This is a genomic window from Sphingomonas sp. CL5.1, from assembly GCF_013344685.1.
Taxonomy (GTDB): Bacteria; Pseudomonadota; Alphaproteobacteria; order Sphingomonadales; family Sphingomonadaceae; genus Sphingomonas.
Genome location: NZ_CP050137.1, coordinates 1,545,309 through 1,568,320, shown reverse-complemented (window position 1 = coordinate 1,568,320; position 23,012 = coordinate 1,545,309). Strand labels below are relative to the sequence as shown.

At 68.8% G+C, this 23,012-nt stretch carries 24 protein-coding genes; 12 read left to right on the top strand and 12 right to left on the bottom strand.

Going from position 1 to position 23,012, the window contains the following annotated elements; genetic code table 11:
• The first annotated feature begins 56 nt into the window (after positions 1-56).
• Positions 57-851: a PEPxxWA-CTERM sorting domain-containing protein gene (locus F9288_RS07655; RefSeq protein ID WP_174836076.1), complete on the top strand. Its 795-nt coding sequence runs from the start codon at positions 57-59 to the stop codon at positions 849-851.
• A gap of 92 nt (positions 852-943) precedes the next feature.
• Here F9288_RS07655 and F9288_RS07650 read toward each other — a convergent pair whose 3' ends face one another.
• A complete protein-coding gene (locus tag F9288_RS07650) occupies positions 944-1,885 on the bottom strand; it encodes a right-handed parallel beta-helix repeat-containing protein (RefSeq protein ID WP_174836075.1) in 942 nt (313 codons plus the stop codon).
• 193 nt (positions 1,886-2,078) lie between these two features.
• Here F9288_RS07650 and F9288_RS07645 point away from each other — a divergent pair, with 193 nt between their 5' ends.
• On the top strand, positions 2,079-3,503 hold the full coding sequence (locus tag F9288_RS07645; protein WP_174836074.1) for an aldehyde dehydrogenase family protein: 1,425 nt from the start codon (positions 2,079-2,081) through the stop codon (positions 3,501-3,503).
• Positions 3,504-3,571: 68 nt separating this feature from the next.
• Positions 3,572-3,871 (top strand): EthD family reductase, encoded by a 300-nt coding sequence (locus F9288_RS07640; protein WP_174836073.1) that lies wholly within the window; start codon positions 3,572-3,574, stop codon positions 3,869-3,871.
• 43 nt (positions 3,872-3,914) lie between these two features.
• Here F9288_RS07640 and F9288_RS07635 read toward each other — a convergent pair whose 3' ends face one another.
• The 3 genes from F9288_RS07635 to F9288_RS07625 are packed head-to-tail and all read right to left on the bottom strand — an operon-like array spanning position 3,915 to position 10,239.
• Positions 3,915-8,033 (bottom strand): translocation/assembly module TamB, encoded by a 4,119-nt coding sequence (locus F9288_RS07635; protein ID WP_254621120.1) that lies wholly within the window; start codon positions 8,031-8,033, stop codon positions 3,915-3,917.
• Positions 8,030-9,985: an autotransporter assembly complex family protein gene (locus F9288_RS07630; RefSeq protein ID WP_174836072.1), complete on the bottom strand. Its 1,956-nt coding sequence runs from the start codon at positions 9,983-9,985 to the stop codon at positions 8,030-8,032. Before F9288_RS07630 ends, F9288_RS07635 begins: the two co-directional genes overlap by 4 nt.
• A gap of 41 nt (positions 9,986-10,026) precedes the next feature.
• Positions 10,027-10,239 (bottom strand): hypothetical protein, encoded by a 213-nt coding sequence (locus F9288_RS07625; protein ID WP_174836071.1) that lies wholly within the window; start codon positions 10,237-10,239, stop codon positions 10,027-10,029.
• Between the two features lie 113 nt (positions 10,240-10,352).
• Here F9288_RS07625 and F9288_RS07620 point away from each other — a divergent pair, with 113 nt between their 5' ends.
• Positions 10,353-10,526, top strand: a complete 174-nt coding sequence (locus F9288_RS07620) for a hypothetical protein (protein WP_174836070.1) — start codon at positions 10,353-10,355, stop codon at positions 10,524-10,526.
• Positions 10,527-10,535: 9 nt separating this feature from the next.
• Here the strand turns inward: F9288_RS07620 and F9288_RS07615 are convergent, their stop codons facing one another.
• On the bottom strand, positions 10,536-11,159 hold the full coding sequence (locus F9288_RS07615) for a S24 family peptidase (protein ID WP_174836069.1): 624 nt from the start codon (positions 11,157-11,159) through the stop codon (positions 10,536-10,538).
• 90 nt (positions 11,160-11,249) lie between these two features.
• Here F9288_RS07615 and F9288_RS07610 point away from each other — a divergent pair, with 90 nt between their 5' ends.
• Together F9288_RS07610 and F9288_RS07605 are read left to right on the top strand one after the other, a co-directional pair.
• A complete protein-coding gene (locus tag F9288_RS07610) occupies positions 11,250-11,423 on the top strand; it encodes a hypothetical protein (RefSeq protein ID WP_174836068.1) in 174 nt (57 codons plus the stop codon).
• Entirely contained in the window at positions 11,423-11,722 is a 300-nt protein-coding gene (locus F9288_RS07605) for a hypothetical protein (RefSeq protein WP_174836067.1), read from the top strand. The genes F9288_RS07610 and F9288_RS07605 overlap by 1 nt, the downstream gene beginning before the upstream one ends.
• A gap of 33 nt (positions 11,723-11,755) precedes the next feature.
• On the opposite strand, the gene F9288_RS07600 is transcribed toward F9288_RS07605, so the two are convergent.
• Positions 11,756-12,514, bottom strand: a complete 759-nt coding sequence (locus F9288_RS07600) for a molybdopterin-binding protein (protein WP_174836066.1) — start codon at positions 12,512-12,514, stop codon at positions 11,756-11,758.
• A 52-nt stretch (positions 12,515-12,566) separates the two neighbouring features.
• Here F9288_RS07600 and map point away from each other — a divergent pair, with 52 nt between their 5' ends.
• Entirely contained in the window at positions 12,567-13,394 is an 828-nt protein-coding gene (gene map / locus F9288_RS07595; RefSeq protein ID WP_174838948.1) for a type I methionyl aminopeptidase, read from the top strand.
• 7 nt (positions 13,395-13,401) lie between these two features.
• Here the strand turns inward: map and F9288_RS07590 are convergent, their stop codons facing one another.
• Positions 13,402-14,142, bottom strand: coding sequence for an LssY C-terminal domain-containing protein (locus F9288_RS07590; protein WP_174836065.1), 741 nt, complete (start codon positions 14,140-14,142; stop codon positions 13,402-13,404).
• Between the two features lie 158 nt (positions 14,143-14,300).
• On the opposite strand from F9288_RS07590, the gene F9288_RS07585 reads away from it, so the two are divergent.
• The 3 genes from F9288_RS07585 to glnA all read left to right on the top strand — a co-directional run bounded on the left by F9288_RS07585 (position 14,301) and on the right by glnA (position 18,510).
• On the top strand, positions 14,301-16,475 hold the full coding sequence (locus F9288_RS07585) for a PQQ-dependent dehydrogenase, methanol/ethanol family (protein WP_174836064.1): 2,175 nt from the start codon (positions 14,301-14,303) through the stop codon (positions 16,473-16,475).
• Between the two features lie 210 nt (positions 16,476-16,685).
• Complete coding sequence (locus tag F9288_RS07580; protein ID WP_174836063.1) at positions 16,686-17,024, top strand: P-II family nitrogen regulator; 339 nt, start codon at positions 16,686-16,688, stop codon at positions 17,022-17,024.
• Between the two features lie 73 nt (positions 17,025-17,097).
• Complete coding sequence (gene glnA / locus F9288_RS07575; RefSeq protein WP_174836062.1) at positions 17,098-18,510, top strand: type I glutamate--ammonia ligase; 1,413 nt, start codon at positions 17,098-17,100, stop codon at positions 18,508-18,510.
• 93 nt (positions 18,511-18,603) lie between these two features.
• On the opposite strand, the gene F9288_RS07570 is transcribed toward glnA, so the two are convergent.
• The 3 genes from F9288_RS07570 to F9288_RS07560 form a co-directional block, all read right to left on the bottom strand.
• A complete protein-coding gene (locus F9288_RS07570) occupies positions 18,604-19,068 on the bottom strand; it encodes a hypothetical protein (protein ID WP_174836061.1) in 465 nt (154 codons plus the stop codon).
• 60 nt (positions 19,069-19,128) lie between these two features.
• Positions 19,129-19,866, bottom strand: coding sequence for a TorF family putative porin (locus F9288_RS07565; RefSeq protein ID WP_174836060.1), 738 nt, complete (start codon positions 19,864-19,866; stop codon positions 19,129-19,131).
• Between the two features lie 122 nt (positions 19,867-19,988).
• Positions 19,989-20,141, bottom strand: a complete 153-nt coding sequence (locus F9288_RS07560) for a hypothetical protein (protein WP_174834731.1) — start codon at positions 20,139-20,141, stop codon at positions 19,989-19,991.
• 96 nt (positions 20,142-20,237) lie between these two features.
• Here F9288_RS07560 and purS point away from each other — a divergent pair, with 96 nt between their 5' ends.
• Both purS and purQ read left to right on the top strand, forming a co-directional pair.
• Positions 20,238-20,480 carry a phosphoribosylformylglycinamidine synthase subunit PurS gene (gene purS, locus F9288_RS07555; protein ID WP_174836059.1) on the top strand — a complete coding sequence of 81 codons (243 nt, stop codon included), beginning with the start codon at positions 20,238-20,240 and terminating at the stop codon, positions 20,478-20,480.
• Positions 20,477-21,142 carry a phosphoribosylformylglycinamidine synthase subunit PurQ gene (gene purQ, locus F9288_RS07550; RefSeq protein WP_174836058.1) on the top strand — a complete coding sequence of 222 codons (666 nt, stop codon included), beginning with the start codon at positions 20,477-20,479 and terminating at the stop codon, positions 21,140-21,142. The genes purS and purQ overlap by 4 nt, the downstream gene beginning before the upstream one ends.
• Before the next feature lie 71 nt (positions 21,143-21,213).
• Here purQ and nadA read toward each other — a convergent pair whose 3' ends face one another.
• Together nadA and F9288_RS07540 are read right to left on the bottom strand one after the other, a co-directional pair.
• Positions 21,214-22,206 carry a quinolinate synthase NadA gene (gene nadA / locus F9288_RS07545; RefSeq protein WP_174836057.1) on the bottom strand — a complete coding sequence of 331 codons (993 nt, stop codon included), beginning with the start codon at positions 22,204-22,206 and terminating at the stop codon, positions 21,214-21,216.
• 31 nt (positions 22,207-22,237) lie between these two features.
• Positions 22,238-22,999: a hypothetical protein gene (locus F9288_RS07540; protein ID WP_254621119.1), complete on the bottom strand. Its 762-nt coding sequence runs from the start codon at positions 22,997-22,999 to the stop codon at positions 22,238-22,240.
• Positions 23,000-23,012: the final 13 nt, after the last annotated feature.

Here is a 23,012-nt window from a genome sequence, read left to right as displayed (position 1 = left end):
TCGACTTAATGGTCACTTAACGGTCGCATCATTTTTCTCATCTTTCGAGGGGTGTCATGAAGAAGATTGTTGCGAGCGTCGCCCTGGCGACCACCGCTGCGTTCGGCGCGAATGTCGCCGACGCGGCGCTTTCCGCCGATTTCACCGTCAAGGTCGAGGCGCCGGGGGTCACAAACACCACGGCGACGGATTTCGATTATTTCGGCGTCGAGACATTCGATGGTCAGAGCACCGGCGTCTCGCCGTCGCTCACCACGACGTTCGGCGCCAGTCCGATCACCGGCACCTACACGAACGTCAACGTCATCCGGGCCGACCAATATGGCGGTGCGGGCGGCAGCGGCAATTACGCCGTCGCCGGCATCAACCAGACGTCGCAATATTCGATCAGCTTCAGCGACACCGGCACGAACGGGATCAACTATTTCGGCTTCTGGCTATCCGCGCTGGACAGCGGCAACACGGTCGAATTCTTCAACGGCGGCACGTCGCTGGGCACGTTCGATCCCACCAACGTCCTGTCGTATGTGAGCGGCAACAGCGCTTACAACGGCAATCCCTTCAGCCCCTATCAGGGCCAGAACGGCGGCCAGCCTTACGTGTTCATCAATTTCTTCCTCGATACGGGGACGTTCGACCGGATCGTGTTCCATCAGACGAATATCGGCGCCGGTTACGAATCGGACAATCACACCGTTGGCTGGTCCACGAGCCAGAACGGCGGCGGCACCGTCATCCCCGGCGTGCCGGAACCGGCGACCTGGGCGATGATGATCCTCGGCTTCGGCCTGGTCGGCGGCGTGATGCGGACGCGCAAGAATGGCGCGAAGGTCGCCTTCTCCCAGGCCTGACCGGCAATCAGACCGCGAGCATGGAGCGCCGGCGGGGCAACCCGCCGGCGTTTCCACGTCGTCTGACGAAACCGGCAGGCCGAAAGCGGCGCCTACGGCCGCCGGTCCTCATAGGCGCGCACGCCCGGCCCGAGCCGGTTCGTCCCCAGCGCCAGCCGCTCGCCGCTGACGTTGGCGACGAAGGCCGGGCTCTTGCTCTGCCCCGGCGCGAGCGTGGCGACATTGCCGTCGATGCGCAGGCCGGCGGCGGAATATTTGCGCTGCTCCGCCGAAACGACGATGAAGCCGGTCCAGTTCTCCTTGTTCGCTCCCTGGACGAAGGTGTTGCGCAGAATCTCGCCGGTGCCGCCCTCCGGCAGGTCGATGGCGTAATTGGTCTTGCGCCCCTCGCTGTCGTCGAAGCTGTTGTCGTCGATCCGCACATGCGGGCTGCGCAGCTTGACGTAATGCCCGCCGCGACCGCGCTCGAAGCGGGAGTTGGTCACCGTGATCTCGCCGGTATTGGCGAGATAGATCGAATGGGCGCAATCGGGCGTCTCGTCGCACTGGCCGAGGCCCGAGAAGGTCGAGTGATCGACGGTGATCCGCGTCGCGTCGCCGGTCGCGCCCAATATGCCTTCCTGGCTGTCGAGGAACATCGCATTGCGCACCGTCAGGTCGCCGATCTCGATCCGGATGCCCGCGCCGTTGCCGTCGCCCACGCGGATGTTGCGGAAGACGAGGCCATCCACCGTCGATCCGCGCCCGCGCAGCACCAGCGCGGCCTTGCCCTCGCACGCGCTCTCGAAGATCACCTTGCCCGGCTCCGCCGCCTTGAAGGTTACGCGCCCCGCCTGCTGGATCGCGCATTCGCGATAGACGCCCGGCGCGATCAGCACGGTGAAGTCCTGCCCGCGCCGCGCCATCAGCGCGTCCTGAAGATGGGCGAACCTCTCCCCCGTCTCCACGATCGTGAACGGCGCCGGGGCCGGGGCCGGGGCAGCGGCGGTGAGCGCGAGCGGCGACAGGCCGATGAGGGCGGCGAAACGGCGCATGCCGGCAGATTCCTTTCGTCGTACCACGGCTTCTTGCGCGCGACGGCGGCGGCGCGAAAGTGGCTTTCGCGGTTAACGCCCGGCACGTCCCGTCGCGGTACGGTTAGCGGACATCGCGTTTCCTGTTGCAACCTAATCCGCGAGGCATCACAACCATACCCGATTCCCTAAAACGCCAGTGGAGAGGCCGGTCATGCAAAGCTACCTGAAGCACTATATCGATGGCGCATGGGTGGAGAGCGAGGGCGGGCGGCGCCATGAGGTGATCGACCCCTCGACCGAGCAGCCCTGCACCGAGATCACGCTCGGCACCGCCGCCGATGTCGACAAGGCGGTCGCCGCCGCGAAGAAGGCGTTCGCGAGCTGGTCGCAGACCAGCATTGAGGAACGGGCCGCGATCCTGGAGAAGATCATCGCCGGCATGAAGGCCCGCCTTCCCGAGCTTGCCGCCGCGACCAGCCGCGAGATGGGCGCGCCGATCTCCTTCGCGCAGATGGCGCAGGTGCCCGCCGGCCTCGGCCATTTCATGGGCACGCTCGCCGCGTTGCGCGAATTCAAATTCTCCGAGCAGGTTGGCAATTCGCGCGTCGTGCACGAGCCGGTCGGCGTGGTGGCGATGATCACGCCGTGGAACTGGCCGCTCAACCAGATCTGCGCCAAAGTCGCCCCCGCGCTCGCCGCCGGCAACACGATGATCCTGAAGCCGTCGGAGGAAGCGCCGAGCAACGCGCTGATCCTCGCCGAAATCCTGCACGACGCGGGCGTGCCGGCGGGCGTGTTCAACCTCGTCAACGGCGACGGGCCGGGCGTCGGCGCGGCGCTGTCGGGCCACAAGCATGTCGACATGGTGAGCTTCACCGGCTCGACCCGCGCGGGCGTGGCGGTCGCCACCGCCGCCGCCGCGACCGTCAAGCGCGTGCACCAGGAACTCGGCGGCAAGGCCCCCAACCTCGTGCTGGAAGGCGCGAAGCTGGAAGAGGTGTTGCCGCCGACGCTGGCCGGCGTGATTGCCAACACCGGGCAGAGCTGCATCGCCCCCACCCGCCTGCTGGTCCACAAGAGCCAGGTCGATGCCGCGACCGAGGTGGCCAAGGCGATCATGGAGGCGACGCAGGTCGGCAACCCGGAGGATCAGGGCGCGCATATCGGCCCGGTGGTCAACAAGGCGCAGTTCGAGAAGATCCAGGGCCTGATCCAGTCCGCGCTGGACGAGGGCGCGCGGCTCGTCACCGGCGGCACCGGGCGGCCGGATGGCCGCAACGCGGGCTATTTCGTCAAGCCGACCGTGCTGGCGGACGTCACGCCCGACATGCGCATCTATCGCGAGGAGACGTTCGGTCCGGTCGCCACCATCACCACCTATGACGATCGCGATCAGGCGGTGGAGATGGCCAACGACACCGATTACGGCCTCTCCGCCACCATCTCCGGCGATCCCGCCGAGGCGGCCAGGATCGCCGGCAAGCTGCGCGCCGGGCTGGTGACGATCAATTCGTGGGGCCCGACGCCGGGAACGGCGTTCGGCGGCTACAAGCAATCGGGCAACGGCCGCGAGGGCGGCAAATACGGCCTCACCGACTTCATGGAAGTCAAGACGATCGTCGGCGAGCCGGCCTGAACCTTCCTCCCCCCTGGGCGCCGCTCGATCCGACGGCGCCCTTTCTTTTGCCTGAAGGAAAGAACGTCATGATCGTGTCGGTCCTATACCCCAATCACGACGGCGCGCGTTTCGACAGCGCCTATTACCGCGACCATCATGCGAAGCTGGCGCGGGAGGTGTGGCAGCCGGAGCGGGTCGAGCTGATCGAGGGGCAGCCGATGGGCGGCGCCCCCAGCCCGTTCGCGCTGATCGCGCATTTCCATTTCGCCTCGCCGGAGGCGCTGGGCGCGGCGATGGCCAGCCCGCGTCGCGGCGAACTTCAGGCTGATATCGTCAACTTCACCGATATCGCGCCGCAGGTGATGATCGGGCGGACGCTCGGCTGATCCTTCCTTTCCGTTGAACCTGCCGGAGCCGGTTCCGGCAGGTTCAATAATCCTTCGACACGCGCACGTTGACGCTCTGCCGGCCGAGCGTGGAGATGCTCGACAGGAGCGAGAGCCAGCGCGTCACCTGATATTCCACCCGCGTCGCTGAATAGCCCTGACCGTCGGTGATGATCTCCGCATAGAGCTTGCGCGTCACATATTTGCCCGCCGCGATCGAGGTCTGCTGCCCGGTCTGCACGTCGGCGGGGAGGATGCGCAGCCGGTCCAGCCCCGCCGCGCGACGCACCGCGTTGATCGGATTGAGGCCGCCATTGCCGTCCTTCAGCGCCGCCACCGCCGCCGCGAGCTGCAATGCCTCCGGCGCGGAAAGATTGGTGATCGAGGTGCCGAACAACAGCCGCGACAGCAATTCATCCTGCGGCAGCGCGGGGGTGCTGGTGAACGAAATCTCCGGCTTCTGCGCCACGCCCGTCACGCGGATCGTGGCGCTGAGGTTGGTCGAATCCGCATTGGCCTCGATATCGAGCGCGGGATTGGCCGGCACCTCGCCAGCGAAGCGGATCACGCCGCGCGAAAGCTGGAACTCGCGCCCGGCGAACTCGTAATTGCCGCGCACCAGATCGGCGCGGCCGGTGATCGCGGGATTGTCCGGCGCGCCGCCGATCTTCAGATCCGCCGACCATTCGCTCGACAGGCCGAGGCCGCTGACCGCAAGCTGGTTCGGCGCGCGGGCGTGGACGTCGAGCCGCCACGGCGTCGCGCGCGCTTCCTCCTCCTCGCCGCCGCCGGGCAGGTTGATCTCGCGTATCCTGAGCTGCGGCACGGCGGTGGCCGCGCTCGCCTGCCCCAGCCGGTAGCGGCTGCGATCGAGCGTCACGTCGCCCGAGATCAGCCCGCCGTTGCCGCTTGAGTGCAGGCGCAGCGGCCCGGTGACGGTCGCGCCGATATCGTCGCGGTTGATGAGCACGGCATGGGCGGCGTCGAGCGACAGGTCCAGCCCGATCCCGGCCTCGGCCGAGAAGTCGAACTGCCCGCTGCCGGTGACGCGTCCGCCCTTGCCGGCGTCGGCGGCGAATTGCTGGATCTGCAGGCGCGAACCCTGGAACGTGCCCGCCGCCTGCACATTGGTCAGCAATGTGCCGGTCGTCGCGCTTTCGATCCGCGCGCCGCTGGTGCGCAGCATCCCGCGGATCGAGGGGTCGGAGACGCGCCCGGTCACGTCCGCACCGAGCGCCATCGGGCCGGATATCGCCAGCATCTCCAGCCCGCTCAACCGCCACAAGGTGTCGGCGGGGCCATTGTAGCGAAGTTGCGCGAACAGCCCCGCGCCCATCAGCCGCTCGGCGATATCGCCCTGCCCGAGCGGGGAGAGCAGCGCCTGCGCGCGCCCGATCGTCTGCCCGCCGGACGCCATCACCGCGCGCACGCCCGCGCGATCGGCGGAAAGCGCGCCGGCGATGCCGATGTCGATCGGCGTGGAGGAGGCGAACAGGCCCGAGCGGGTGAGGCCGCGCACCGTCATGTCGACGCGGCCGGTCGGCGGGCCGTTGCCGCGCACCGCATAGCTGACATTGCCCGAGGCGCTGCCGCCCAGCGCCAGCCCCGGATAGCCGATGTCGAGGATCGACAGCGGCATCCGCGTCACCGCCGCCTCGATGCTGGTGGCGTCGCCGCCGAACAGGCCGGAGAGCTTCGCCTCGCCGCCCGCGAAGGTCAGCCGCGTCGGCGCGAGTCGCCATGCGTCGCCCTCGCGCGTCACCACCGCCGGCTCCTCCAGCTTGAGCGGGCGGCGATCGACATTGCCCTCGGCGGTGATGCGATAGCTGTCCGGCGTGACGGCGATCACGCTCCTGACGTCGAAGGCCCGGCCCCGCGCGGCGGCGATCTGCGCGCGGATCTCGCCGCTGCCGCCGCGCAGATGGGCGGCGGCGGCGAAGCGCCCGATCGTCAGCTTGCCGCGCCTGAGGCCGCCGCCGTTGACGCTCGCCTCGATCGCCGTGCCGGCCGGATCGAGCAGGGCGACGAGATCGAGATGCGCGCGCGCCACCGTCACCTTGCCACCCAGCCGCGCGCGGCGCGCGTCGATATGCCCCTCGATGCGCTGCACGTCGCCCGCCGGGCGGAACAGCAATTCGCCCGACAGACCGCCGCCGTCGAGCGCCAGCCGGCCGGTGAAGCCGCCCTCGACGATATCGAGCGTGCCGGTCGCGCGCGTGCCGCTGACGTCGATCCGCGCGAAGGCGATCTGCGCGGTGCCGCCGGGCGGCAGGAGGATATCGCCCGCCGCCTCGAACGGCCCCAGCCGCGAGCCGCCGGCGGCGGTGAAGGCGAAGCCCTTCGCGGTCGGATCGAGATGCGCACGCACCTGCGACAGCCCCATCGCCGCATTGGGCGACGCGAGCAGCAGGTCGATCGTCGGATGGTCGATCTGCCCTTCGAGCTTGAGCGTCAGCGGGCCGTAACTCGCCTGCGTGCCCCGCCCCTCGAAATGGAAGGTGCCGTCGCGACGGCGCAAACCCGTGCCGGTAAGGCGCAGCGAGGGCGCGGTGAGGATCAGGTTGGTGAAATGCAGCACGCCGTCCGGCGTTCGCTCCAGCGCGGTGCGGATGCGTGGCAGGCCGCCGGCAAGGCTGCGGAAGAAGGCGTTGTCGAGCCGCACCATCCGCGCCTCGCCCTGCCCGACGACGCGGGTGCCGTGCCCGCCCGGCCCCGGCACGACGCGCAGGGTGGAGGTGACGTCCACCACGCCGAGGCCGGGGATCAGATACCGCCCGAGCGCGCCGTTGACGCCGACCTGATAGTCGCCGGTCGCAAGATCGAGCAGCAGGTTGATCCGCCCGGTGAGCTTGTCCGACTTCACGCGCAGATCGTCGCCGGTGACGAGCTTGCTGGTGATGCGCAGCACGCCCTCGACCGACAGGTTGCGCAACATGCCCCCCGCCACGTCGCCCACCCCGGTCACGCGCGCAGCGGTGAAACGGACCGGCAGACTGACCGGCGCTTTCGAGAAACGCCCCTTCCCCGCCGCCCATGCCTGATCGAAGCCGGTGTCGTCGAAGGCGAAGCGGGCGGCGGTCAGCCGGTAATCGAAGCCGGCCGTCGCGAAGGCGCCGTCGAGCACCGCGCGCAGCTCCACGTCGCGCCCGGTCATGTTCGGGAACAGCGCCGCGGGCTGGAGCAATCGCGCGCGGAGGCGAACGTTGCGGAACGCGCTCGCGCCGAGATCGAGCGTGCCCGTGGCGTCCACCGCCAGCGCCGCCGAGCGCAGCGCGAGATTGCCCGCCAGCCGCCGGTTGGCGAGCGTCGCGCCGCCGTTCACCGTAACACGCGGCGCGGTGAGCCGGGCAAGCTTGCCGCCCGACACCGCCGAGGGGACGAGATTGCCGGTGAGCGTGTAGGCGCCCTTGCGGTTGCCGAGCGTCAGGTCGATCACCCGCGCCGCGCCGGCATTGGCGAGCGCATGGCCGTCCCAGCGCGTCCAACTCCCCGCGCCGCCGACCTCCAGTCGCAGCGGCTTGCGGATGCCGGTGAGCCGCGCCAGCACGCCGTCCTTCACCCCGCGCGCGCGGACGGCGATGTCGAACCTGTCGCGATCCGGCTCCGCGTCGATCCTCAGCCGCAGCGCATCGCTGCCCTCGACCACCGCCGCGAGATCGACCAGCGCGCGCCCGGCGTGGATATCGGCGCGGCCCCGGATGCGGCCATAGCGCGCGATGCCGGTAACGCGGCGATCGACATACAGGCGATCGACCCGCAGCCGCCCGATGCGGATATCGAAATCGGGGAGCAGCGGCCCCTGCTTCGCGCTGGATTTGGTGCGCGGCCATTTGGCGAAGGTGGCGGTAGGGATATCCAGCGCGGTGATGTCGAGCCGGTTGGCGAACCAGCGCAGCGGCGACCAGTGCAGCCGCGCGACCGGCGCGGAGAACACCAGCCCGTCGAGATCATAGACGCGCACGTCGCGCAACACCGCGCGATCGTAGATCGACCCGTCGATGCGACCGACCGTGAAGCGCAGCCCGCTCGGCGTGCGCACCGCCGCGATCCGGTCCGCCACCCAGCGGTGCCCCATGTCGGTGTCGACCACCAGCACCGCCGCGCCGAGGATCGCCAGCGCGGCCGCGAGCAATCCGGCGATCCACTTCGCCGCCCGCCTCAAAACGCCTGCCCCAGCGAGACATAGACGGCGACGCGCGAATCCCCCTGCTGCGGGTTGATCGGCGTGCCGACATCGACGCGGATCGGCCCGAAATTGGAATAATAACGCACGCCCAGCCCCGCACCGTAGCGCAGCCCGGAGAACCTCGGCAGCGGCGAGGTGTAGATATTGCCGCCGTCGAAGAACGGCACGATGCCGAAATTGCCCCACACCTTCACGCGCGTCTCGATCGAGAATTCGGTCAGGCTGCGCCCGCCGATCGGATCGTTGTTCGGATCGCGCGGCCCGATCGCCTGATAGCCATAGCCGCGCACCGACGCCCCGCCGCCGGCATAGAATCGCCGCGACGGCGCGATCGCGTCACGCGGCGCGCCGACGATCGTGCCGAGCCGCACCCGCCCGGCCAGCACCACCTTGTCGCCAAACGGCGTATAGGCGCTGGCGTCGAGCTGCGTCCGCGCATAGCCGAACGCCGTGCCGAGCAACGACAGCTCCGGGCTGAGCCGCCCGCCGAGCCGGAAGCCTTTCGTCGGGTTGAGCAGGTCGTCCGAGCCGTCATAGGTGAGGCTCAAGGGCAGCGCGGCGATATAATAGGTCCGCCGGCGCGGCTGGCCGGTCGAGGCGATCACGTCGCGCTCGTCGGTGCTGACCAGTTCCGCGCCCAGCGACCACACCCACGCCTTCTGGAAGAAGATATTGGTCTGCCGCTCGAGCGAGCCGGAGAGCGAGAAGGTGTCGGCGGTATAGGCCAGCCGCTCGGTGTGCGAGGCGGCGACCTGCGCGGTCAGCACGCGGTCGCGACCCTCGAAATTGTTGCGGCGATAGGTGATCTGGGCAAGCTGCTCCTGCGTCCCCAGCACGCCGCGCAGGATAAGCGCACCCTCCGGCGGGAAGAAGTTGCGGTGCGTCCAGCTCACCTCGGCGCGCGCGCCCTCGCCGGTGCCATAGCCGAGCTCGCCCGCGATGGTGCGCGGCGGGGCGGGCTGGAGCGTCACGTCCACGTCCACCGTGTCGGGCGTGTCGCCCGGCACCGGCTTCACCTCCGCGCTGGAGACGAGGCTGGTCTGGATCAGCGCGCGCTTCAGGTCGTCGAGGCCGGGGGCGTAATAAGGCTCGCCGGGCTGGAAGCGCGCGATCTCCTGCACATGCTTCGCGCCGAACACATGGTTGTTCGGATTGACGCGGATGCGGCCGAACCTGCGCGCGCGGCCGGGATCGACCGTCAGGTCCAGCGTCGCGGTGCGCGCGGTGCGGTCGACGGTGATCTCCGGCTCGCCGATCTTCGCGAAGGGGAAGCCCTGCTTGCCGGCCTGCTCGGTCAGCCGCGCCTGCCCGGCGACGATCGCATCGGCGTTGACCGGATCGTCCTGCTTCACCCCGAAGGCGTCGGTCAGCGCGGCCGCCTTGTCGCCGGCCGCCGCCATGCCGTCGATCGTGACGCCGGCGAAGCGATAGAGCTGGCCCGGCTCGGCGGAGAGCACCACCACCGGCTTGCCGCCGCTCGCGTCGACGCTGGTCTGGACGCGCGCGTCATAATAGCCCTCCGCGCGCAGCAGGGTGACGAGCAGGTCCGCGTCCTCGCGCGCGCGGCGATCGAGCTGCGCGGCGTTGGCCGGCTCGCCGTCATGCTGGTCGAGCACGGAAAGCTCGGCGAAGCGCTGGCGCAGCAGCGGCGAGGGCACCGCGTCGATCCCCTCGATACGATAGCCGTAGCGCGTCTCGGCGGCGGCGCTGGTCTGCGCGCTCTCCGTATCGGCCGGGGCCTTGCTCAGATCGGGCCAGGCCACACCGATATCGGGCAGCGGCGCGAGCGGTGCGTTGGGATCGAGCATGTCGCCGGCATCGGCGGCAGGCGACGGCGGCTGTGCGGCCGGCGCGGCGGGTTGCTGCTGTGCCGCGGCGGGCGGCACGGCGACGATCGCGACCAGTAATGCGGCGCCTCGCCGAACCATTTCAGCCTGATAGCGCGTGATCGCGCCGGGCGACAATGGTGTCAGTGAATCGTGCCGTCCGCGCGTCCGGCCGAGAGCCATTCGACCAGCCGCTCGATCTGGCGCCAGCGGCAGAAATGGATGTGATTGCCGAGATCGCGGCTGCGATCGGCGCGCGCGACAGCCTCGTCGGCGGCGGCGCGGCCGAAGGTGAGGATCAGCACCTGCGCGTCGTTGAGCGCGGTGCGATCGGCGACATAGGGAAAATCGTCCATGCCCCGCCCTGTTGCGCGCGGGCTGCCTAAAAGTCCGTTCGGGAAATGCCTTTCCAAAGTGTTGCGATGGGGTGCTGGCGTCCCGCCGCAGGACATGGCAAGGGCGCGCGGCAATGTCCGATAAGCCTTCCCGTCCCTCCGCCGCCGGCGGCTTCCTGATCGCCAGCGGCGTGCTGGCGGGCGCGATCCTCGGCTTCGCCGCCGGCCAGCCAACGATCGGGGTGCTGATCGGCCTCACCCTCACGGTCGCGGTTTCGGTCGCGATGTGGTGGCGCGAGCGGGGCTGAGCGCGCGGATCAGGCCGGCGCGCGCAGCAGCAGCTTCACGCGGCCGATCACCTCCACCTCCGGTTCCGGCAGGGTAAGCGGCGGATAGGCCGGATTGTCGCTCGCCAGCGTGATCGTGTCGCCCCGCGCCGTCACCCGCTTGACCAGCAGGTCGCCGTCGCGGCGGGCGACGAAGATCGCGGGCGTCCGCACGATCCGCCGGTCGCCGCGATCGACCACCAGCCGGTCGCCGTCGAGGATCGTCGGCGCCATCGAATCCCCGCGCGCCATGATGATCGAGGCGGTGCGCGGCGCGATCCCCGCCGCCGCCAGCGTTTCCGGGGCGAAACGCTCGACCCGCAAGCGGCGCTCGTCCGCCGCGTCGGCTCCGGCCCCCGCCGCCGCCGACAGCGCGAGCCACGGCACCTCGACCAGCGCCGCGCCCGCCGCCGCGCCGCCGAGCACGCGCTCCTCGACGTCGAAGAACGCCGCCAGCGCACGGCGATCCTCCTCCGCCAGCCGCTTCGGCGAGCCGCGCCCGACGAACTGCTGGAGATAGGCGACATTACGCCCGAGCATCGCGGAGAGCGCCGCGAGGCTAACGCCGCGCGCGCTCGCCAGCCGCATCAGCGCCTCGCGGGGGTCCTGGGACATGGCCGCAGCATAGCCGCAGGAAATTTCCTGGACAAGTTGGATTTCTTGCGAGAACAAAAAGGGAACGAATCAAACGGGAGCCGAGTCGAGATGACGCTGTTGACCAAGATCGACCTTTATCTGCGCCGCACCGGGATGCCGCCGAGCACCTTCGGCCGCCGCGCCGTGAAGGACCCGCGGCTGGTGGGGGATCTGAAGCGCGGGCGGGTGCCGGGGCCGCGCCTTGCCGCGCGCGTCGATGCCTTCATCGCGAGGACGAAGTGATGCGCGGCCCAGGCGTCGTGCGTTTGCTGGAACGCGCCCTGTGCGCGGCGGGGACGGGGATCGCGATCTCCCGCCACCACGCGACCGAATGGCACAGCGCGACCTTCTCCGGCATGCGCCACGAGATTTCGGGCGAGGCGGCGACCAGCGCGGCGCTCGATCGCTGGCTGGAAGGGCTGGCGGAAGCGGAACTGCCGGTCGCGGGGCATCTCGTCGCCGACATCGCCGTCGTGGAAGTCAGCCGCGACTCGCTACGAACGCGCTTCCGGCTGGAGGCGCTGACGGTGGTGGAGGGCTAGGATGGATCGACATTCAGGAGATGGCGATCCGTCCTAGATTCCCCCCGGCACCGGCGCATGGCCGGCGGCGGCCAGCGCCTCGGCGAGGTCGGCGATGCAACGATCGACCTGCGCCGCATCGGGCGAGCGGATGACGAAATTGGCGCCGGTGCGGCCTTCGCGGAAGAAGGGATAGCTGCCGATCGCCACCCCGGCGTGGCTGCGCTCCATCGTGCCGAGCAGGTCCGCCACCTCGCTTTCCCCCACCCAGCAGCCGAGCGTGCCGCTCACCACGGGGCGGCCGCCCTCCAGCGTCCCGGTCAGCGCGTCGAGCATCCCGGCGGTGATGTGCGGCACGCCGGCCATCACGAAGATGTTGCCGATGCGGATGCCCGGCGCGCCGGACATGCGGTTCTCGATCAGGTCGGCGCCCTCCGGCACCCGCGCCATGCGCAGCCGCGCCTCGGTCGCGCCGCCGCGCGTCGCGTAATAACGCTCCAGCACCGCCACCGCCTTGGGATGATGCACCACGCCGACGCCGAGCGCGGCGGCGATCGCGTCCACCGTGATGTCGTCATGCGTCGGGCCGATGCCGCCGGTGGTGAAGAGATAGTCGTTGCGCGCGCGCAACGTGTTGACCGCCTCGACGATCGCCTCCTCGCGATCGGCGACGACACGCACCTCGGTCAGCCGGATGCCCTGCACGTTGAGCCACAGCGCGATCTGCGCGACGTTCCTGTCCTGCGTGCGGCCGGAGAGAATCTCGTCGCCGATGACGACGAGCGCGGCGGTCCAGATGCGTTCCTCAACCATGAAGTTCCGCCATAACCTCGCCAATCGCGCTTCGCCACGCTATATCGGCGCGATGACCGAATATGTCACCGTCACCAGCGACGCGCCGCTCGGGCGCGACGGCGCGATCAAGCTCCACGGACGCGATGCGTTCGAGGGGATGCACAAGGCCGGCCGCCTCGCCGCCGAAACACTCGACATGATCGTGCCGCACATGGCGCCCGGCGTCTCCACGGCGGAGATCGACCGGCTGATCCACGATTTCATCGTCTCGCGCGGCGGCGTGCCCGCGACGCTCGGCTATCGCGGCTATACGCATAGCTCGTGCATCTCGATCAACCATGTCGTGTGTCACGGCATCCCCGGCGACAAGGCGCTGAAGTCCGGCGATATCGTCAATGTCGACGTCACGCCGATCCTCGACGGCTGGCACGGCGATTCGAGCCGCATGTACCTGATCGGCGAGGTGCCGCTGAAGGCGCGGCGACTGGTCGACGTGACCTATGAATGCCTGATGCTCGGCATCGAGCAGGCGAAGCCGGGCAACCACCTCGGCGACGTGGCGCACGCGATCCAGCGCCACGCGGAGGCGCATCGCTATGGCGTGGTGCGCGATTTCTGCGGGCACGGCCTCGGCCGCCTGTTCCACGACGCGCCGGAAGTGGTCCATGTCGGCCGCCCCGGCACCGGGCCGGAACTGCGCCCCGGCATGATCTTCACGATCGAGCCGATGATCAACATCGGCCGCCCGGACGTGAAACTGCTCGACGACGGCTGGACGGCGGTGACGCGGGACCGCTCGCTCTCCGCGCAGTTCGAGCATTCGATCGGCATCACCGAGGACGGCTGCGAGGTCTTCACGCTTTCCCCGGCGGGTCTGGATCGTCCGCCTTACGATTGAGGCGGCGTCAGCAGCCGGCCCTGCCCAGCCGATAGACGTGGATCATCCCGTCGGTGAAATATCTGTCGCCGCCGCCGTTGCGGTGCCAGCCCGGCGCGAGGCGCGAGGAAAGCGCGTCGATCAGCCGCGCGCCGCTCGCCCGCAGCAGCGCGCCGGCGGCGTCGCGCTCCGCATCCACCTCGCGGCCGATATGATGCGTCACCTGGAGCGTGAACAGGCTGACGCCCACGCCACGATCGAAGGTCGCCGCCGCCACCCAGCGCCGCGGCCCGATTCGCCAGAAGCGGATGTGATGGCGCTTGTCGGCGCTCTTTCCCGCATCGCGCTGGAAGGCGAAATCCTGCTGCCGGTCGGCGAAATAGAGCGGGCTGACCGGCGCCTGCGGATAGGGGCGCGCGAACAGCACGCTCGCCGCGATGCCCAGCGCCGAGCGCAGATCGACCGGATCGGCCGGCGACCATCCCGCGCGGCGGAAGGCGCAGTCGATCGCGCCGCGCTCCCCGAACAGTTCGAGGTTGATCGGATCGCCGGGGATATCCTGGGCGGTATAGGAGGTGATCGCGTCGCGCCGGCCGATCAGCTTGTGCTCATGCCGGCTCCACAGGCGCGGCAGGCCGCCATAGGCCAGCGCGAACCACAATGCCGGCACGCCGAGCAGCGCGAGCGCGACGAGCGTGCCCCAGCGCCAACGCCTGCGCCGCCGCGCGCGAGCGGGAGGAATGGAAGCGGATATCGTGACATCGTGCATCGAAGGATTCGGCCGCCCCTCCAGCGACGGGAAACGCCCGGAGCCATACCGATTTTTCCAAAGTCGCTCAAGCAAGGGTGCACTTCCCCCTTCCCTTCCTTTCAATCCTGCGCCACCATCACCGCCGACGACTTCAGCAACGAAGCGGGGAGAGGGATATGCGGAAGGGATTCGCGCTGGCGCTGACGGCCGTGCTGCTCGCATCGTGCGGCGGTGGCCACCAGCAGGCGGCGGGCGGCGCGTCCGGGGTGGGCAAGGTCGACGGCGCGCTGCTGACCACCGGCGGCGACGGCAGCGACTGGGCGATGACCGGGTTCAATTATTCCGAGCAGCGCTTCTCCCCGCTCACCCAGGTCAACGCCGGCAATGTCGGGCAGCTCGGCGTCGCCTGGTATGCCGACATGCCCGACGCGCGCGGGCAGGAAGCCACACCGATCGTGATTGACGGCAAATTGTTCGTCACCGGCCCGTGGTCCAAGGTGTTCGCCTTCGACGCGGCGACCGGCAAGCAGCTCTGGACCTACGATCCCAAGGTCGATCCGCAGAAGGGCGTGCAGGCGTGCTGCGACGTGGTGAATCGCGGCGTCGCGGCGTGGAAGGGACGGCTCTATCTCGGCACGCTCGATGGGCGGCTGATCGCGCTCGACGCGGCGACGGGCAAGGAGGACTGGTCGGTCCAGACCACGGACAAGAGCAAGCCCTATACGATCACCGGCGCGCCGCGCGTGGTGAAGGACATGGTGCTGATCGGCAACGGCGGCGCGGAGTTCGGCGTGCGCGGCTATGTCACCGCTTATGACGCGGCGACGGGGGCGAAGAAGTGGCGCTTCTACACCGTCCCCAACCCGACGGGCGCGAAGGACAACGAGGCATCCGACGCGGCGATGGCGAAGGCCGCGCCGACCTGGTCCGCCAACGGCCAGTGGAAGCAATCGGGCGGCGGCGGCACCGTATGGGATTCGATCGTCTATGACGCGGAGCTGGACCAGCTCTATCTCGGCGTCGGCAACGGCAGCCCGTGGAACCACGGGCTGCGCTCTGAGGGACAGGGCGACAATCTGTTCCTCTCCTCGATCGTCGCGTTGAAGCCGGAGACGGGCGAATATCTCTGGCATTATCAGGAGACGCCGGCGGAAAGCTGGGACTTCACCGCGACGCAGCCGATCAACCTCGCCACGCTCAAGATCGACGGCAGGGACCGCAAGGTGCTGATGCAGGCGCCGAAGAACGGCTTCTTCTACGTCATCGACCGGACCGACGGGAAGCTCATCAACGCCGGCCAGTATATCCCCGGCGTCAACTGGGCGACCGGATACGACATGAAGACCGGGCGGCCGATCGAGAACCCGGCGGCGCGCTATTACAAGACGGGCAAACCGTTCCTCGCCTTGCCCTCGGCGATCGCGGCGCACAACTGGCAGCCGATGAGCTTCAACCCCACGACGGGCCTCGCCTATATCCCGGCGCAGATCGTCGCGGCGGGCTATATGGCGAGCAGCGATCCGCTCGATCAGGCCAAGCCGATCGGGTTCAACGTAGGCGAGAACCTCGGCGCGCTGATGTATCCACGCGACGCGGCGGCGGTGAAGGCGGCGACGGCGGGCGCGACCGGGCTTCTGGTGGCGTGGGACCCGGTGGCGAACAAGCCGCGCTGGACAGTGAAATATCCGACGCCGTGGAACGGCGGCACGATGACCACCGCCGGCAACCTCGTCTTCCAGGGCACGTCGCTGGGCGAGTTCCGCGCCTATGCCGCCGATTCGGGCAAGCAGTTGTTCAGCTATCCGGTCGGCACCGGGGTGATGGCGGGCGCGGCGACCTATATGGTGGGCGGCACGCAATATGTCGCGGTGCTCGCCGGGCGCGGCGGGGCGCTACCGCTGTCGCTGGGCTATGCCATGGGCAAGGGCGCCGAGGTGCCGAACCACCCGCGCCTCGTCGTGTTCAAGCTTGGCGGGCAGGAGAAGCTGCCCGCCACCACCGCGCCGGACAGCGCGCCGGTGCCGCTGCCCGCCGCGAGCGGCACGCCGGAACAGATCGCGCAGGGCCGCGCATTGTTCGGCCGCTATTGCCAGGTGTGCCACGGCGCCTCGGCGGCCGGCGGCGGCGGGGTGCTGCCCGACCTGCAACGCTCCGGCGCGCTGGGCAGCGCGGATGCGTGGAAGTCGATCCTGATCGACGGCGCGCTCAAGGATCAGGGCATGGTCAGCTTCGCCAGGGTGCTCACCCCCGATCAGGCGCAACTCGTCCGTTATTACGTGATCGACGAGGCGCACTGGGCGCAGAAGAACCTGACCACCGGCGGCGCGGCCGCGGCCACGCCGGCCCGGTGACCGGGGGCGGCGGCGCGGCCTTTACCCCTCCCCACCGCGCCGCTGCCCTCGAAACCGGCACATATCGCCCGCCTGCCCAAAAAACGGGCAGCGAATATCGCATGCGGGGCGGCGAGTCGCCGCCTTGCCCTTCGCGCGCTCGACTGGCACGGTCGATGCAATGCCGTTCAGCAGACGGTGTGGTTTTCAATCGGGGACGGGCAACCAAGCGTGAAGAAGATCGAGGCGATCATCAAGCCGTTCAAGCTCGATGAAGTGAAGGAAGCGCTGCACGAAGTGGGCGTATCGGGCATCACCGTCACGGAGGCCAAGGGCTTTGGGCGGCAGAAGGGCCATACCGAGCTTTATCGCGGCGCCGAATATGTCGTCGACTTCCTGCCGAAGGTGAAGCTGGAGGTGGTGGTCGAGGATGGCCTGGTCGAGCGCGTCGTCGAGGCGGTGGCGCAGGCGGCGCAGACCGGCCGGATCGGCGACGGCAAGATCTTCGTCATCCCGGTCGAGACCGCCTTGCGCATCCGCACCGGGGAACGCGACGACGACGCGATCTGATCCACCACATCATCTGTGAACCCCGCCGCTCCATCGGGCGCGCGGCATCTCGAACACGAAGGGCATTTTCATCATGGCGACGACGGCCAGCGACGTTCTGAAGCGCATCAAGGACGAGGCGATCGAGTGGGTCGATCTCCGCTTCACCGATCCCAAGGGCAAGTGGCAGCACCTCACCATGTGCGCCGGCGTGCTGGGCGAGGACGAGCTGACCGACGGCCTGATGTTCGACGGCTCCTCGATCGCCGGGTGGAAGGCGATCAACGAATCCGACATGACGCTGAAGCCGGATCTCGACGCGGTCTATGTCGATCCGTTCTCGGCCACGCCGATGCTCATCATGATCTGCGACATCGTGGAGCCGGCGACCGGCGAGCTGTACGCCCGCGATCCGCGCTCCACCGCGAAGCGCGCGGAGGCGTATCTCAAGACCACCGGGATCGGCGACACCGTCTACGTCGGCCCCGAGGCCGAGTTCTTCATGTTCGACGACGTGCGGTTCGAGAACACCTATTCGTCGAGCTATTACAAGATCGACGATATCGAGCTGCCCGGCAATTCGGGCCGCGAATATGAGGGCGGCAATCTTGGCCACCGTCCGCGCGCCAAGGGCGGCTATTTCCCCGTCGCGCCGGTCGACAGCGCGGTCGACATCCGGGGCGAGATGGTCTCCACCATGCTCGAGATGGGCCTGCCGTGCGACAAGCATCACCATGAGGTCGCCGCCGCGCAGCACGAGCTTGGCCTCACCTTCGGCACGCTGACCACCACGGCGGACCGGATGCAGATCTACAAATACGTCGTGCACCAGGTCGCGCATGCCTATGGCAAGTCGGCGACGTTCATGCCCAAGCCGATCAAGGAGGATAACGGCTCGGGCATGCACACCCATTTCTCGATCTGGGAAGGCAAGACGCCGCTGTTCGCCGGCAACGGCTACGCCGGCCTCAGCGACATGTGCCTCTATTTCATCGGCGGCGTCATCAAGCACGCGAAGGCGATCAACGCCTTCACCAACCCGTCGACCAACAGCTACAAGCGGCTGGTGCCGGGCTATGAGGCGCCGGTGCTGCTGGCCTATTCCAGCCGCAACCGCTCGGCCTCGTGCCGCATCCCTTATGGCGCGGGCGCCAAGGCGAAGCGCGTCGAGGTGCGCTTCCCGGACGCGCTGGCCAATCCCTATCTCGCCTATGCCGCGTTGATGATGGCCGGCCTCGACGGCATCCAGAACAAGATCCATCCCGGCGACGCGATGGACAAGAACCTCTACGACCTGCCGCCGGCCGAGCTGGCGCAGGTGCCGACGGTGTGCGCGTCGCTGCGCGAGGCGCTGGAATCGCTGGCGGCGGATCACGACTTCCTGCTCAAGGGCGACGTCTTCTCCAAGGAGCAGATCGAATCGTACATCGAGCTGAAGTGGGAGGAGGTCGCCCGCTGGGAGATGACGCCCAGCCCGGTGGAGTATGATATGTATTACAGCGGCTGAGCGCGGCGGGCCTGCGGCACAACCGCTGTCGGCCGGCCTTGACCTGATCAGGACCGACGGCGCGGCCCTTGCCGCGCCGTTCGCGTTTCCACCCTAGCGATAATTCGCCGGATCGGGCGTCGGCGCATTGCATGCGGCGCTGTTGCCGCGCTTGCACGCCGCGACCTGCAGCCGCCAGTCCGCCATCGCATCGGCATAGGCGCGCTCCTGCCGCGCATAACGCGCGTCCTGGCGCGCGATGCGCCGATGGTGCGCGCGCATCGCGCGGCGATAGGCCGCCACGTCGGCCTGATATTGCGCGGTATCGGCCTGCTGCACGTCCGCCTGCACGGCGGCCTGCATGTTCGATTGATCGAGCGCCGCGCGATTGGCCGCCTCCACGCCGGGCCGCCCGGCGGCGTCGATCGCCTCGGTGCGCGGGCTGTCCTTGTCATAGCCGCGATCATGGGGGAGCGGCGCGCGCGGGGCGTTCGGGTCCTGCGCCGGCGCTTCCTGCGCCGTGGCCGGTATGGCGCCGCCGAGCATCGCCCCGGCGATCAGCAACGGAAGAATACGCATCGGATGCCTCCTTGCATCGGGAGGCGATTCAACCGTCCGCACGGGCGGCGGTTCCCGATTTCAGAAGGAGATGCCGATCCGCGCCGTCAGCCTGTCCCCGCTGTTGCGCGCATCCGCATAAGGCGAGACCACCGTCCGATCGATGTCGGTGCCCGAATAATCCAGCCCCAGCGTCAGCGGCCCGGTGACGCGCCGCACGCCGACCAGCCAGTCGCTATAGCTGCCGCCCGGCCGCAGCCGCGCCGCGCGGAGCGGGTCGTCGACCGAACCGGAGGAATGGCCGATGCTGGCGCTGAAAGTATAGGGCGTCGCCGGCAGGCCGAACTGCGCGCGCGCGGAGACGTAGAAATTGTCGCCGCCGATCGCGCCTTGCGACGGGGCGTAGCGCGCGTCCGCGCCGATCTGCGCCGGGCCGAGCTGATAGCTCAGCCCCACACCGCCCTCGACATAATCCATATGCCCGCGCGCGCCGGTGAAGGCATGGGCGATGACATATCCCTCGCCGCGAAAGCCCAGCCCGAGATCGCCGCCATAGCCCAGCGAGGCGTCGACCACCGCATCCGCCCCGCCCGAACGCGCGCTCCCGCGCAGCCCGGTGAGACGCGCGCCGACATCGAACCCGGCGGGAAGCTGGAGCGACAGCGACGCCGATGGCGCGACCTTCCCCTCGCTCCAGCTTATCCCGCGCCGCCGCTCGTCGGAAACGACATCGACCGAGCCGCCGACCGAAAGCTGCGCGGCGGCGGGCAAAGCGGTGCCGGCCAGCAGGACGGTGGCGAGGATTTCGGCGTGGCGCATGTCGACTCCCGGTGCGGTCCATGGTGATCCGGTTCCGCCGCCGGAGTCTCGCGATCCCGCGCCGCGCGGTCAATCACATGGCGGCACGGCGAATCCCCCGGTCGACAAACCGCCCGTGACGATCAGTCGCGGAAGCGGTAGCCGACGACGAGGCCACACACGAATGCCGCGAGCAGCGCCATGCTCACCCGGCCGTGCGGGTCGTCCCAATGGAAATAGTCGCCGCCGAATGCGAAAATAGCAATGAACAGCGCCGTTGCGATGCCTGAGATCATACTTCGATCCTCGCTCCCGCCGGGCAACGATCGCAGAACAGCGTAAAAATCTCGTTAAGGTTGCGGGGCGGCGCGCGCTCCGGCATAGGCGCGGCTATGAAGCTCCGCATCCATGTGACGCTCAAGCCCGGCGTGCTCGATCCGCAGGGCAAGGCGATCGAGCACGCGCTCGCCGGCCTCGGTTTCTCCGGGATCAACGGCGCGCGGGTCGGCCGGCTGATCGAGCTGGACGTCGCCGATTCGATCGACGATTCGGCGATCGACGCGATGTGCCGCCAGCTCCTCGCCAACACCGTGATCGAGAATTACCGCATCGAGCATCCGGAGCCGGCGAAGTGAAGTCTGCGGTCATCGTCTTTCCGGGATCGAACTGCGACCGCGACATCGCGGTGGCGCTGGAGGCGGTGACCGGGCGCAAGCCGGCGATGGTGTGGCATCGTGATAGCGAATTGCCCGACGGCACCGGCCTCGTCGCGCTGCCGGGCGGCTTTTCCTATGGCGACTATCTGCGCTCCGGCGCGATGGCGGCGCGCTCGCCGATCATGCGCGCGGTGTCCGACGCGGCGGCGAAGGGGATGCCGGTGCTCGGCGTGTGCAACGGCTTCCAGGTGCTGACCGAGGCGGGGCTGTTGCCCGGCGCGCTGATGCGCAACGCCGGGCTGAACTTCGTCTGCCGCGACGTGGCGCTGACGGTGGAGAACGCCCAGTCGGCCTTCACCAGCCGCTATGCCGCCGGCGAGCGCATCATGATCCCCGTGGCGCACCACGACGGCAATTATTTCGCCGACGGCGACACGCTCGACCGGCTGGAGGGCGAGGGCCGCGTCGCGTTCCGCTATGCCGAGGACGTCAACGGCAGCGCGCGCGCGATCGCCGGCGTGCTCAACGACGCCGGCAACGTGCTCGGCATGATGCCGCACCCCGAGCGCCGGATCGAGCCGGCGCACGGCGGCGACGAAGGCCGGCGATTGTTCGAGGGGCTGCTGGAGCTGGTGGCCTAACCCCGCCATCCCGGCGGAAACCGGGATTTCAGGCGAAAACGCGAGACGACGCGACGCCGGAAGGGGGCGGTTCAGCCCGCCTTCGCCGGCCCCAGGTCGCCCAGCCCGATCGTGCCGCTCGCCATCGCCAGCATCGCGTCGAGGCTCTTCTTCGCGCCGAGCCGCAATTCCTCGTCCATCTCGATGCGCGGCTCCAGATCGCGCAGCGCGACGTAGAGCTTCTCCATCGTGTTGAGCGCCATGTACGGGCAGATGTTGCAGTTGCAATTGCCGTCCGCGCCGGGCGCGCCGATGAAGGTCTTCTCCGGCAGCGCCTTTTCCATCTGGTGGATGATGTGCGGCTCGGTCGCGACGATCAGCGTGTCGCCGGGAAAGGACTTGGCATAATCGAGGATGCCGCTGGTCGATCCGACATAATCGGCATGGTCGAGGATCACCGGCGGGCATTCCGGGTGGGCGGCGATCGGCGCGTCGGGATGCTCGGCCTTCAGCTTGAGCAATTCGGTCTCGCTGAACGCCTCGTGGACGATGCACACGCCCGGCCACAGGATCAGCTCGCGCCCGCTCTTGCGTGCGAGATAGCCGCCGAGGTTGCGATCGGGGCCGAAGATGATCTTCCGCTCCTTCGGAATCTGCGCCAGTATCTTCTCGGCCGAGGAGGAGGTGACGATCACGTCGGACAGCGCCTTCACCGCCGCCGAGCAGTTGATATAGGTCAGCGCGATCGCGTCCGGGTGCTGCGCGCGGAAAGCGGCGAACTGTTCCGGCGGGCAGCTATCCTCGAGGCTGCACCCGGCGTCCATGTCGGGCAGCACCACGATCTTCTGCGGGGAGAGGATCTTCGCCGTCTCCGCCATGAAGCGCACGCCGCAAAAGGCGATGACTTCCGCGTCGGTCGCCTGTGCCTTGCGGCTGAGGTCGAGGCTGTCGCCGACGAAATCGGCGAGGTCCTGGATCTCCGGCTTCTGGTAATAATGCGCGAGGATGACGGCGTTGCGCTCCTTGCGGAGGCGATCGATCTCGGCGCGCAGGTCAAGGCCGCGCAAGTTGGTGGGCTGCTCCATGCCTGCCAGATGGACCGCGCGCGCCGCGCAATCAAGGGAATGGCGGATAAACCAGCGGCGCGAGCTTCGCCCCGGCCCCGCCCGCCACCAGCGCGCCATATAGCGACAGCGCCATCCCGGTGGCGGAGACAAGCCCCATCAGCAACTGATCGGCGACGAGCACGCCGATCCCCCAGGCCCATGCCGGATGGATGCGCCCGGCGCTGCGCTGGTCGTGGATCACCCCGGCGAGCGGGAACAGCATCATTCCGGCGAAGATCGCCCATGCCGCCCAGGGGATCAGCAACGGCCCCGGCAGCAGCCGTCCGAACGCCGGCCCGGTCAGGCCGGCCATCGCGCACGCCATCAGCCGGCGGTGCCAGTCGCTGCGCCGCCGCATCGCTATGGCGGCAGCGAACAGGCCCGCGAAGGCGATGACCGAAAGCGTGTTCATCGTCAGGAAATAGAGCGGCGTGAAGAACGGCGGCGCGTGCCCATCGCGCACTATCCTGGCGGTGATCGCGATGCCCAGCAGCACCATCGCCGATACCCAGCCGACGCCGATCCAGCCGATCCGCCGGTGCAGCGCGACATTCCCGGTGAACACCAGTGTATTCTGCAAGAGATAGAAGAAGGTCCAGCCCATGAAGGTGACGGCATGGGCGTGGACGAGCAGCGGCGCGGCGAAGGTCGACCGCCCCATCGCGAACTGGAACGCGAATCCCGCAACGATCGTCACCGTCATCGCGACGGCGAGGAAGAAGAAGAACCGCCGGTCCCCGGCGATATCGAATCGTGCCGAAACGCTCGCCATTATCGGTGCCCCC